Origin of the sequence: Kiloniella sp. (assembly GCF_048270245.1) — a bacterium.
Lineage (GTDB): Bacteria > Pseudomonadota > Alphaproteobacteria > Kiloniellales > Kiloniellaceae > Kiloniella.
On record NZ_JBLWTH010000009.1, the window covers coordinates 1 to 11905 of the forward strand.

Genomic DNA, 11905 nt, shown 5'->3' on the forward strand with positions numbered 1-11905 from the left:
TGCAAGCTTTTTACGGCCTGTTGGATTGATCCGCTCGCCAATAATACAGAAAGGATCATCAAAACCAATCGCGATCTCTTTGGTCGCTGAACTAACGATCGTACGGGTCATATCGGTGCGTCTCCGGTAAAGTAGGGTATTAACCCAAAAAGTTATAAACAATAACCCCAATTATTTTCGGGGTTTTATTATTAATTATATATAGACTGGTAGGCGCACAGACGCCTGCGCGACACTATGTAGCCCAAAAACGCTCTTAGGGCAAAAGAGACGAAATAATATACTTTTAAAGGCGTTGTTTTCCTTTTGAATTTGGATAACATTTTGTTGCGACAATTTTGCCATTCGCATACTTTAAAGATATATATTATAATCATCTTAATGTTTGTTTATTGAGTAGATTAAATGCACCAGCCGTACACAGAGATTACAGAAGAAGCCATACATACTATGGTGCACAGATTTTATGACAGGGTTCGTAAAGACCCGATGTTGAAAGACGTCTTTAATAATAGCATTGGTGATCGGTGGGATCCTCATTTGGCGACGATGTGTCGCTTCTGGTCTTCGGTTTTATTGACATCTGGTCAATATAAGGGAAACCCGATGATGGTTCATATGAAGGTTGACGGTATTAAAAGACATCTGTTCGACCGATGGTTAGAGCTTTTTCGCGAAACCAATTTGAATTTGTTTACGACAGAAATTGCTGACTTTATTCAGGAAAAGGCTGAGCGAATTGCCCAAAGTTTGATGTTGGGTATTTTCTATAAACCGGAAGACGTCAAAGTTGGTACTTAACGAATATCGCGGGAATATCTAATTATTAAGGCGAATAGAAAAGGGCTGGAAAAACACCAGCCCTTTTGTCATATCTTTTGTACAATCTTTAAAAATTGCACTTAACCATTACGGACCTGAGACAAGAAAGTATCCAGTCCTTGTTGGAGATTCACAGATTGGTGTGACAGACTGCTAGAGGCTTTTAGTATTTCTTTCGCGGTCTCGCCCGTATCTGCGGCTGCTTGCCTGACGTGCTGGATGTTGCTGGAAACTTCGCGGGTTCCTGCAGATGCTTGCTCAACATTTCGGGCGATTTCCTGTGTTGCAGCGCCTTGTTCTTCAATGGCTATGGAAATGGCGTCGCCTATTTCATTCACTTCACGGATAGAATTTCCAATGGATTCGAGTGCTTTGGCTGCATCTTCCGTGACGGATTGAACATTGGAAATCTGTCCAGAGATTTCTTCGGTCGCTTTTGCCGTTTGATTGGCAAGGTTTTTTACCTCACTTGCGACAACGGCAAAACCTTTTCCGGCCTCGCCTGCACGTGCGGCTTCGATCGTTGCGTTGAGCGCAAGAAGGTTGGTTTGTTCTGCAATGCCCGTAATGAGTTCGATAACCTTACCAATCTCATCTACCGAGCTGACGAGGGTTCCAACTGTATCGTGCGCGCCATCTGCTTTCTTGACAGCTCCGGCGACGACCTCTGATGATCTTCCTACTTGACGATTAATCTCTCGTTCAGAAGCGGAAAGTTCTTCGGCAGCAGCAGCAACAGTCTGCACGTTAGAGGCCGCTTCATCTGATGCCGCCGCAACGGATGTGGCCTGTTGCGATGTGTTCTCCGCTGTGGTTGATAAAAGTTGGGCTGATGCTTCCATGCCAGTCGCGGCGTTACTGACTTCTCTGATGGTCGAACCAACCTGGTTTTCAAAATCGTCAGCCAGTTTGTTGATCAGGCTCTTTCTTTCAAGCTCGGCCTGTTCTTCTCTTTCTTTTTGTCTCTTTTCCATTTCGTGGATTTTTTCGGCGTTTTCTTTAAAGACAAGAACAGCGCGGGCCATTTGTCCAATTTCATTTTTCCACTCTATTGCTGGTACCATGATAGAAAGGTCGCCATCTGCCAATCGTGTCATGACTGAGGTGATAGCTGTTATCGGTTTGTTGAGGTGGTTTCGGCTCCACCAAAGGTTCATACCAGACATAAAAAGAAGGAAGGCAAAAACGGATGTCAGGGCAAAGGTATTCAAACGTTCAACAAAGTTGATTGATTGCCGAACCGATCCTGTATTCAGATCAATCCCTTCTTGAATAGCGGCATTAAGAATATTAATACCGTCCAGGGCTGGTTGATCGTCAATTTTAACTGTTGAATCAATTTCTTGAGGTGACTTTCCTGCCTTAACCATTGCTTGGGCTTCGGTCAATTTTTTTGCATAATCATCAACAACAGAAGCAATCATTTTAAGGGCATCGGTTTCTTTTTTTGTTACCCCCAATTCTTGATACTTACCAAGAGATTCTTTTGCACTATTGATTGCATTATCTATTTTTGTAATACGATTTTGATCCTGGCGAAGAACGTAATTTTTAAATTGATGGACCATCCCACCAAAGCCAAGAGAGTGTTGTAAATTAGTAATTGCAAGCTGCTTGTTATAGTCAATCTGGCGAAATGTGTCCCAGTGGTGATTAATGTCTTCATTGCCCTTGTGACTAAAATAGGTTGCGGCTCCGACAATGCCGACGATTATCAGTAATGCTGCAGAAAAAATCATACCCAAATGTTTAATTTGGAAATTATTGATAAACATAGTGAACTCTTTCGAAAACTTATCACTTGGAAATTGAATGCGTTTATAACGCGCGTGGCACCACCATCTGGAAAAATAAAACGTAACCTGATTTTGACAAAGGTACGTTTCTGCAAATTTCCAGCCCGTATTATCAAGCTGAAATATTAACGCATATTAAAGGTTACAACTATGGATGTATTTAGTTGGAAAATATGAATTTTAATTTAATGTCATTAAAAACAATAAGATACGGTGATTGTTAATTCTTGAGTGTTTTAGTCGCGCTTTTCTGTCGCAGGCTGTGAGCTTAACCGTTTTGCTTTATTTGTTCGTCCTCTGAGGGATTTTACGTCAACCCATATTTCTTGAGTTTCTCGGCAACGGTTGTGTGGGAAACCCCGAGCACCTTTGCAAGTTTCCTGCTGCTTGGGTGTTGTGGGTACAAGTTTGCGAAGAGTTCCTTCTCGAATGCTTCTAGAGCTTCTTTGTAGTTGGTAATATTATCGTATGTTAGCTCTGAACCATGGGGTGATTTGAACGGCTGTGAATTAGAGAACTCTACGTCTGCAGTTGTGAGTTCTGTGCCTTCGCACAGTGACACAGCCCTAAAAATAGCATTCTCCATCTGACGAATATTGCCGGGCCAAGGATGGTTTTTAAGCAGTGCAAGAAGTTCATGTGAAATTTTGGGGGGTGGGCAGTTGACCTGTTTTGATGCTCTGTTTGTGAAATGTTGCGTCAAAAGGGGGATGTCACCCTTTCTTAGTCTTAGCGGCGGCAGAGTAATAGATAAGACGTTGAGGCGATAATAGAGATCTTCCCTGAATGCCCCCGTTTTTATCATGTCTTCTAGGTGCCGATTGGTCGCACTTACGACCCGGACATTTACTTTGATCTCCTTTGTGCCCCCCACACGTCTGAAGATACCGTCTTGTAAAAACCTCAACAATTTTGCCTGAAGGTAGGGTGACAATTCACCAATTTCGTCAAGAAAGAGCGTACCCGTGTCTGCCAGCTCCAAAAGGCCGGGTTTGCCGCCCTTTACAGCAGACGTAAAGGCACCGGGGGCGTAGCCGAACAATTCGCTTTCGGCCAGACTTTCCGGTAAGGCGGCACAGTTCAGGGCAAGAAAGGGTTTTCTGTTGCGATTGCTGGTTTCGTGGCATGCACGGGCAAAAAGCTCTTTACCTGTTCCCGTTTCACCCAGAATGAGAAGGGGGGCATCGACCTTTGAAAGCCGTAGGGCTTTCCCCTTTATGTTCTGCATAATTTCCGTTTCGCCAAGGATGGCATCAAAGCCCCGGGTTGCCTGTCGTGTGTCTAATGCGCTAAAGGCGCGACCAAGCTGTGCTGGTCTTAGGAAAATGAGGACGCTTCCTGATATTTTACTATCCGATTTTTCCTTTGATGTAATTGGTTCTGCCCTTATCAGGTAAGTTTCGCCACCCAACACGGCCTCAGTTTCTGTTATGTGAAACGCAGATTGTTGTAGGGTTGCGATCAATGGCGTTTGTAATAGAGTATCCAGTGAAGCATTGCGCAATTTGGCTTCTGTTTGCTTCGTGATCGCTTGTGCAGCTTCGTTCGCTTGGGTGATATAGCCGTTCGTGTCAATTGCGATGACGGGTTCTGGTAAGCTGGATAACACGGCATGAAGCTGTAAGCGTCTGCGTTCTGTGGGCAAAAGATCAATAGCGCTGACCTCATGAATTCCCGGCACTGACTTTACAGCAGAGGTCAGGGTTTCGAGTTCCGATTTTCTAAGGGCAGGAATGTCCATATAGATGAAGTGTGTTGTTACTTCCATATTACGGATATCTAGCCCGGATTTAACCAGAACATTCAAAACTTCATAGGTAATTCCTAATCGGTTATCACCCTTTAATTGTAAACGCATGTAAAATATTCCTTACGTAAGAATATATTTACATCATATTTTTGTTTAAAAATCAAAGATAATAAGGGAACAATGGGTTAGTTATACTAAAAGTGTAAGGAATATTTTACATTAATTAATGTGCTGTAAGGTTAACTGGTTGATTTAAAAGGATTTTATTTGTTGGCACGACTGTTGCTCTTAGATGGGAATAACAAATGCTTCATTCTGGGAGAAGAAACAAATGTCTGATGTTGTTGGTAAAAAAGGCTTTGCAACCCGTGCAATTCATCATGCCTATAATCCTTTGGATCATCAGGGGGCTTTGAACCCGCCAGTTTATATGACATCAACCTTTGCTTTTGATTCCGCTGCCCAAGGTGGTCGCCGTTTTGCGGAAGAAGAGGGCGGTTATATCTATAGCCGTATTTCGAACCCGACACTTGCCTTGCTCGAAGAACGTATGGCCATTTTAGAAGGCGGTGAAGCTGCTCTGGTGACATCTTCTGGGATGGGCGCGATTACATCGGTTTTTTGGACACTCGTGAAACCCGGTGATGAAGTTATCGTTGATCGTACCCTTTACGGCTGTACTTTCACGTTCTTTAATCATGGTCTGGAACGCTTTGGTGTTAAAATCCGTCACGTTGATCTGACTGATCCTGCAAATTTGGCAGATGCAATCAGCGACAAAACCCGTGTCGTATATTTTGAAACCCCGGCAAATCCCAACATGCGTATCGTTGATATCGAAGCAATTTCAAAGGTAGCGCATAGCAAGAATGCCACGGTGGTTGTCGATAATACCTATTGCAGCCCTTATTTACAGCGCCCGCTCGAGCTTGGGGCAGATTTGGTTGTGCACTCTGCAACAAAATATCTGGGCGGCCACGGTGACCTAACGGCGGGGGCTATTGTTGGCTCTGCCGAGCTTATGCATGACATTCGCCTGATCGGTCTAAAAGACATGACGGGTGCAGTTCTTTCGCCACAAGATGCACAGCTTATTCTCCGTGGCTTGAAGACCCTGAGCTTGCGTATGGATCGTCATTGTAAAACCGCCAAGACCGTTGCGCGTTATCTCGAAGATCACAAGCTGGTCAACAAGGTTTACTACCCCGGCCTTGAAAGTTTTGAACAGCACGATGTTGCTAAGAAGCAAATGTCCGATTTTGGCGGCATGATAGCCTTCGAGCTAGAGGGTGGTCTGGATATGGGGCAGAAGATGATTGATGCCTGTCAGATGATTGTTCGGGCGGTGAGCCTTGGTGATGCGGAAACACTTATCCAGCATCCGGCGACCATGACCCATTCGACCTATACGGAAGAAGAGCGTCTGAAGTATGATATTACAGACAGCCTTGTGCGTTTGTCCGTCGGGTTGGAAGAGGAAGAAGATATTCTCGCTGATCTCGATCACGCTCTGGAAATCGCTGGGGGTGGTCGTAACGTAAGTGTTATGCCAAAAACGGCATAAAACCCAAAACGGCGTAAACAAGAGTAAGCTAGGGCTTCTTTTCTATCTAAAGAGAAGAGCCCTGGTAATTCAGCCTCATTGATAACAAAACCTTAATTTTAACCGGGTGAGGCAAATAAGTTATAAATTTGGAGGGATGGTTTGTGGCCTTAAAAGATATTCGTGGTGTTCCTGTTTCCTATGGGGATCAGAAAGCGATAGATGCCATGGAAGACGCACATATTTGCGCGATGTCTTTTTATGGTGATCCCATTGGACGAATTGACAAGGTTCTCAAAGAACATCCCGACTTTATCATGGGCCATTGCTTCAAAGCAGCTTGGCTGACCCAAACTCTTGAAACCCGTATTTATAAAAGAATGGTTGCAGCGTTGAATGCAGCCGAAGCGCTTTGGGATAAAGCCAATGATCGGGAAAAGGGACATATCAGGGCTGTAAAAGCTTGGATTGAAGGGGATTTTTACGGGGCCGTTCAACAATGGGAAGCGGTTTTAACCAGCTATCCTTATGATCTTCTCGCGCTTCAATTGATCCACCTTACTGATGTTTTGCTTGGTGATGTTGCGGGGCAACGGGATTGTGTCGCTAGGGTCTTTGCCCTATGGGACGAAGATATGCCGGGCTATGAATTTGTCCTTGGGTTCTATTCATTTGGTCTGGAAGAAAATTCGGACTATCTACAGGCTGAAGAAATGGGGCGTATGTCCCTAGCGATCCGACCAGATAATCCCTATGCGGTTCATGCTGTTTCTCATGTAATGGAAATGCAGGGACGACAGGCTGGTGGTATCAGCTTTATGCGTGATCGGGCACCTAGTTGGTCGAAAAGCCATTTTGCCAATCATCTCTGGTGGCATTTGTCATTGTTCCACCTTGATATCGGCCAAATGGATCGTGTCTTTGATGTCTATGATAATAACCTTAGAACACCGCATCAAACAATTGATAAATATGAAGAACTCGATGCTGCAGCATTATTATGGCGACTGAAGTTGCTCGGTGTTGATGTCGGGGATCGCTGGGCATCTCTTGCGGATAAGTGGGAACCGAGTGCTTCGGACACACTTTATGCCTTTAACGATGTTCATGCCATGATGACCTTTGTTTCAGACGGACGTACCGACGCGGCACAAAAGCTTCTCACTGCCAATGAACGCTATATTGATCATGCAACCGATGCCAATACGGCTATGAGCCGTGAAATTGGGCTTCCTTTCTGTCAGGCGCTACAAGATTTCGAGAACGAAAACTATAATAGCTGTGTTGATCGTCTGTTGGCTGTGCGTTATCGGACACACCGTCTAGGCGGCAGCCATGCACAGCGAGATATCATTGGCTGGACCCTTCTGGAAGCAGCCTTGAGATCAAAACGCTATGATCTCGCATTGGCGCTGGCGAACGAACGCTGCGCATTGAAAACCACGTCCGTTCAAAACTGGAACTATGTTGCCCGCGCCCACAAGGGACTGGGCGATATTGCAAAAGCCGATAAAGCTGCGGCAAGGGCCCAATCGTTGATGGCAGGCTAAAGCTCTTTATTCTGCCCCAGACATATAAATGCTCAAGCTTTAGCGAACGGCGGCCATGCTTTTCTGAACGATCTGTGTGATCGCGGACCAGTTCTTTGCAGCGACCAGATCTTTTGGGGCAAGCCAGCTGCCACCGACACAGATCACATTGGGCTGTTGCAGATAATCTTGAACATTTGCTGTGGAAACGCCGCCCGTCGGGCAGAAACGAACGTCTGCTATTGGGGAGCTCAGGGATTTAAGCATTTCAATGCCCCCAGAGGCTCCGGCGGGGAAAAGTTTTTGAATCTTAAAGCCAAGTTGACGTAATTCTAAAACTTCAGACGGCGTTGCTGCGGCAGGGACATATGCCAGATCAGAATCTATTGCTGCCAAGGCAAGCTTTTTTGTCGTGCCGGGACTTAAGGCGTAACTAGCGCCCGCGTCTTTAACCTGTTGGAACTGTTCGCACTCTAGAAGTGTTCCGGCACCCAGCGTAAGTTCAGGTAGATGTGTGGCTATCTTTTCCATAGAAGCAAGAGCAGATTCACTGCGCAGCGTAACTTCAACTGAAGTGCAGCCACCTGCAAGTAAAGCCTCGGCCAATGGAATAGCATCCTCAACACGCTCAATGACAAGCACAGGCAAGATAACGGCCTGTTCAAGTGTTTTGCTTAGGAAATTTTGATGTTGCTTGTCTGCAATAGCCATAATCGTGAGCCTTAGAATGTCGGGGGTGTTACAGGAACAATAGCGCCAGTCTGGGCAATGACCTGTTTTGCGAGGTTTGATCCTGCTTTAACCGCCGTAGAGATATCGTGGTCTGATAGTCGCGCGTAGAGATAACCAGCGTTAAAACTATCCCCGGCAGAGGTCGTGTCTTTCACATCAGTCGCCGGAACAATAGCATGCTTCTCAGTCTGACCATGACTGTGGACATAAACTTCTTCAGCACCGTTCTTAAGCACAATTTCTTTCGCGCCAAGCTTTGTGATGCGGTCTATCGCGTTTTGAGGGGAACTGGTTTTAAAAAGCAGGGTTTCATCATCATAGGAGGGCAGGGCGAGATCACAAATTGTGTAAGCTTTATCAATAATAGATCGTGCTTCGTCTTCACTTGCCCAAAGGCGCGGGCGATAATTGATATCAAAAGCTATCTTCCCCCCTTGTGCCCGAAAGGTTTGGCAAAATTCGAAGAAGGTTTCTCTGCCTTTAGGGTGAAGGATCGCGAGTGTAATGCCTGAAAAATAGAGCCAGTCTTTTTTTAAGAGTTCAGATTTAAGCGCTTCACTTTGCGGTGTTTGAAAAAGCTGTCGAGCGGGTGCTTCGGAGCGCCAGTAAAGAAAGCTGCGCTCCCCATGTTCATCTGTCTGTATGGCATATAGACCGGGCACTGCACCGGGTATTTTCTCTATCAAATCCGTATTGACACCCGCCGCAGAAAAGGTCGCGATCATATCATCACTGATGGCATCATCACCTAGTGCGGTAACATAGTTGACGTCGATTTTCGATTTCGCGCATTGGGCAAGGTAATAGGCGGTGTTGTAGGTATCACCGCCATATCGCTTTTGATAAAGCAGTTCGTTATGTTCAGAGGCATCAGCCCCAGAAACATCCGCTCGGGACAGTTCGATCATACACTCGCCGATAATACCAATTGAGGTCACGTTACTATTCCTGATTAAACCTGTCTCGATAAAGATAGGATATCTGGTTGGCAGATTTTGATTATTTTATAAGACAGATCCTGTTCAATGGCTAGCGATATGTCCGAAAAAATACTCTCATGTCCGATATAATGGATTAATGGGAGTGCCGGGGTAAGCCCTTTTCATCAACGACCCTTAAGTGGAGCGTTGCTGGTTCCAGACAGGCTCCAGTAGATAGCTGACCTACCATGGAACGATATATCTCCTGCCAGGGTGTTTGATTATCCAGTTCTGGCAGCACAAGGTTGTTTTTTCTTATCCGTAGTTCATCATCGCTGATGACCATGTCCACCTGCCGTGTATTCAGATCGACCCGGACGTCATCCCCACTTTTCAGAAGCGCCAATCCGCCACCGACCGCAGCTTCAGGTGAGGCATTGAGGATAGAAGGACTGCCAGACGTTCCGCTCTGGCGGCCATCACCAACGCAAGGCAGGGAGGTAATGCCCTGTTTGACCAGACTGTCTGGCGGCAACATGTTTACCACCTCGGCTGAACCGGGATAACCTACCGGGCCACAGTTTCTGATGAAAAGGATTGAATTTTCAGTAACACCAAGATCTGGATCGTTGCGTCTTTGGTGATAATCTTCGGACCCTTCAAAGACGATTGCTTTTCCGGTAAAGACATTGGGTTGCTCTGGATCTTCTAGATATCTTTTTCGAAAGGTTTCATCGATGGCAGATGTTTTGAGAACCGCGTTATCAAAAAGATTGCCGGATAACACCATAAGCCCTGCGGATTGCAGCAGGGGATCATCTGTTGGTTTGATAACGTCACGGTCGTGGGTAAAGGCTTCTCTGCAATTATCACCAAGGGTTTGATTGTTTACGGTCAGACAGCCTTCGTGGATTAAGTCTGCTTTGATCAATTCAGCCAGAACTGCCGGAACACCACCCGCTTTGTGAAAACGCTCGCCCAGATGTCGTCCGGTTGGTTGGCAATCGACGATCATAGGAACGCTGTAACCAAGGCGCTGCCAGTCATCCATTGTCAATTCAACACCCATATGGCGGGCAATGGCAATCAGGTGAGGAGGGCAGTTGGTCGAAGCCCCAAGGGACGAAGCCAACACAATGGCATTTTCAAAGGATTCTCGGGTCATAATTTTAGATGGCTTCAAATCCTCCCAAACCATATCAACGATACGCTTGCCAGTATGATAGGAAATCTGCCCACGTTCCCGATAAGGGGCTGGAATAGAGGCACAACCGGGCAATGACATACCTAATGCTTCAGCCAGACAGTTCATGGAAAGGGCTGTACCCATGGTGTTGCAGTGCCCCACAGACGGAGCTGATGCCGCAGCGAGGTCCATAAAACCGTCGTAATCAATTTCACCTGCCGCCAGTTGTTCGCGTGCTTCCCAGATGATACTGCCCGAACCGACTGTTCGGCCTTTGTGATAGCCATCCAGCATGGGACCACCGGAAAGAACAATGGCGGGAATGTTGACTGTCGCTGCGGCCATCAAACAGGCTGGGGTTGTTTTATCACACCCCGTTGTCAGGACGACGCCGTCAAGTGGATAGCCATAGAGAACTTCGACCAGACCAAGATAGGCAAGGTTTCGATCAAGCGCAGCGGTGGGGCGTTTGCCAGTTTCCTGTATGGGATGCACTGGAAATTCAAGGGGGATGCCCCCGGCATCACGGATACCTTCTTTTACACGAACAGCCAAGTCTGTGTGATGGCGATTACAGGGTGTAAGGTCTGATCCCGTCTGTGCAATACCGATAATAGGTTTGCCGGACTGGAGTTCTTCGCGGGTAAGGCCAAAATTAAGATATCGTTCCAGATAGAGTGCAGACATGCCGGGATCATCAACATCATCAAACCACTTTTTACTTCTCAGTTCTGCGGGGGTGATCCGTTGTTGTGTCATGGTTTTCTCTTTTATACCGGAATTGTTCAGAGTTCTTCTTGTAATGTAAAAGCTTAATCTGCTTGCCCGCTTGTCACGCGGTTACGCCCTATTACCGGGTATTGCTCGACTTCAAAAACCGTTCCGCTGACGGGTGCTGATTTGTCTGACAGCCAGAACACCACATGATTTGCAACCTGTTCGGGTCGTAGGATCGTGCCAGAGGGTGCAGAGAGAGGTGACACATTGTCCAACCAGTTTTCAGGGTTACCTTCGGCCAATTGTAACTGGTGTTCGTTTTCGGTCAGGGTCCAGCCAACATTGATCTGGTTGACGCGAATTTTTTCCGGTCCCAAAGCATCACCAAGGTTTCTTGTCAGCGTCTGAAGACCGCCTTTGGATGTTGAATAGATCAAAAGATCCGGTTGCCCGCAGTGCGCATTTATCGACCCGATATTAACCACGCTTGCCGATCCGTTGTCTCTAAAGCTTTGCATTGCAGCCTGAATGGTCAGCATCGGTGCCCGCAAATTGATTGACATAACCTGATCAAAGTCTTCGGCAGATGCCGTATCAATGTTATGGCGTGGCGATATTCCTGCGTTATTGACCAGACCATCTAGATAGCCAAATTTTTTGACGGCTGCTGAAACCAGTTTTTCAGGAAAGGTCGGATCAGCAATATCGCCGGCTAGTCCAGAAACGCGATTGGTTCCATAGCCTTTGCTCAACTCTGACAGGGCTTGTTCGACCAGATGTTCTCGCCGCCCATGCAAGAAAACATTGGCACCTTCTTTTAGGGCTTCTTCGGCGATGACACGGCCAATGCCACTGCTAGATCCAGTTATGAGAATATTTTTATTATTCAATAGCATAATTGATTACTTTA

General features: G+C 46.3%; 9 protein-coding genes. 3 read left to right on the forward strand and 6 right to left on the reverse strand.

Annotation, left to right across the window (positions count from 1 at the left end):
- The first annotated feature begins 405 nt into the window (after positions 1-405).
- Entirely contained in the window at positions 406-801 is a 396-nt protein-coding gene (locus tag ACN0W5_RS16745; RefSeq protein ID WP_417455228.1) for a group III truncated hemoglobin, read from the forward strand.
- Positions 802-902: 101 nt separating this feature from the next.
- On the opposite strand, the gene ACN0W5_RS16750 is transcribed toward ACN0W5_RS16745, so the two are convergent.
- Complete coding sequence (locus ACN0W5_RS16750) at positions 903-2597, reverse strand: methyl-accepting chemotaxis protein (RefSeq protein WP_417455229.1); 1695 nt, start codon at positions 2595-2597, stop codon at positions 903-905.
- 328 nt (positions 2598-2925) lie between these two features.
- Entirely contained in the window at positions 2926-4476 is a 1551-nt protein-coding gene (locus ACN0W5_RS16755; protein ID WP_417455230.1) for a sigma 54-interacting transcriptional regulator, read from the reverse strand.
- Between the two features lie 223 nt (positions 4477-4699).
- On the opposite strand from ACN0W5_RS16755, the gene ACN0W5_RS16760 reads away from it, so the two are divergent.
- Both ACN0W5_RS16760 and ACN0W5_RS16765 read left to right on the forward strand, forming a co-directional pair.
- On the forward strand, positions 4700-5932 hold the full coding sequence (locus tag ACN0W5_RS16760; RefSeq protein WP_417455231.1) for a methionine gamma-lyase: 1233 nt from the start codon (positions 4700-4702) through the stop codon (positions 5930-5932).
- A gap of 143 nt (positions 5933-6075) precedes the next feature.
- The gene (locus tag ACN0W5_RS16765; RefSeq protein ID WP_417455232.1) at positions 6076-7461 is read left to right on the forward strand and encodes a tetratricopeptide repeat protein; all 1386 of its coding nucleotides are present in this window, start codon (positions 6076-6078) and stop codon (positions 7459-7461) included.
- Between the two features lie 39 nt (positions 7462-7500).
- Here the strand turns inward: ACN0W5_RS16765 and eda are convergent, their stop codons facing one another.
- The 4 genes from eda to ACN0W5_RS16785 all read right to left on the reverse strand — a co-directional run bounded on the left by eda (position 7501) and on the right by ACN0W5_RS16785 (position 11891).
- Positions 7501-8151 (reverse strand): bifunctional 4-hydroxy-2-oxoglutarate aldolase/2-dehydro-3-deoxy-phosphogluconate aldolase, encoded by a 651-nt coding sequence (gene eda / locus ACN0W5_RS16770; protein ID WP_417455233.1) that lies wholly within the window; start codon positions 8149-8151, stop codon positions 7501-7503.
- A gap of 11 nt (positions 8152-8162) precedes the next feature.
- On the reverse strand, positions 8163-9110 hold the full coding sequence (locus ACN0W5_RS16775; protein WP_417455234.1) for a sugar kinase: 948 nt from the start codon (positions 9108-9110) through the stop codon (positions 8163-8165).
- 136 nt (positions 9111-9246) lie between these two features.
- The gene (locus ACN0W5_RS16780) at positions 9247-11037 is read right to left on the reverse strand and encodes an IlvD/Edd family dehydratase (protein WP_417455235.1); all 1791 of its coding nucleotides are present in this window, start codon (positions 11035-11037) and stop codon (positions 9247-9249) included.
- A 53-nt stretch (positions 11038-11090) separates the two neighbouring features.
- Positions 11091-11891, reverse strand: a complete 801-nt coding sequence (locus ACN0W5_RS16785) for an SDR family NAD(P)-dependent oxidoreductase (protein WP_417455236.1) — start codon at positions 11889-11891, stop codon at positions 11091-11093.
- Positions 11892-11905 lie beyond the last annotated feature (14 nt).

Excerpts from the sequence above, each read along its gene's own strand:
- ACN0W5_RS16750 (WP_417455229.1), bottom strand. The coding sequence starts at position 2,597 with ATGTTTATCAATAATTTCCAAATTAAACATTTGGGTATGATTTTTTCT.
- ACN0W5_RS16755 (WP_417455230.1), bottom strand. The coding sequence starts at position 4,476 with ATGCGTTTACAATTAAAGGGTGATAACCGATTAGGAATTACCTATGAA.
- eda (WP_417455233.1), bottom strand. The coding sequence starts at position 8,151 with ATGGCTATTGCAGACAAGCAACATCAAAATTTCCTAAGCAAAACACTT.
- ACN0W5_RS16745 (WP_417455228.1), top strand. The coding sequence starts at position 406 with ATGCACCAGCCGTACACAGAGATTACAGAAGAAGCCATACATACTATG.
- ACN0W5_RS16760 (WP_417455231.1), top strand. The coding sequence starts at position 4,700 with ATGTCTGATGTTGTTGGTAAAAAAGGCTTTGCAACCCGTGCAATTCAT.
- ACN0W5_RS16780 (WP_417455235.1), bottom strand. The coding sequence starts at position 11,037 with ATGACACAACAACGGATCACCCCCGCAGAACTGAGAAGTAAAAAGTGG.
- ACN0W5_RS16785 (WP_417455236.1), bottom strand. The coding sequence starts at position 11,891 with ATGCTATTGAATAATAAAAATATTCTCATAACTGGATCTAGCAGTGGC.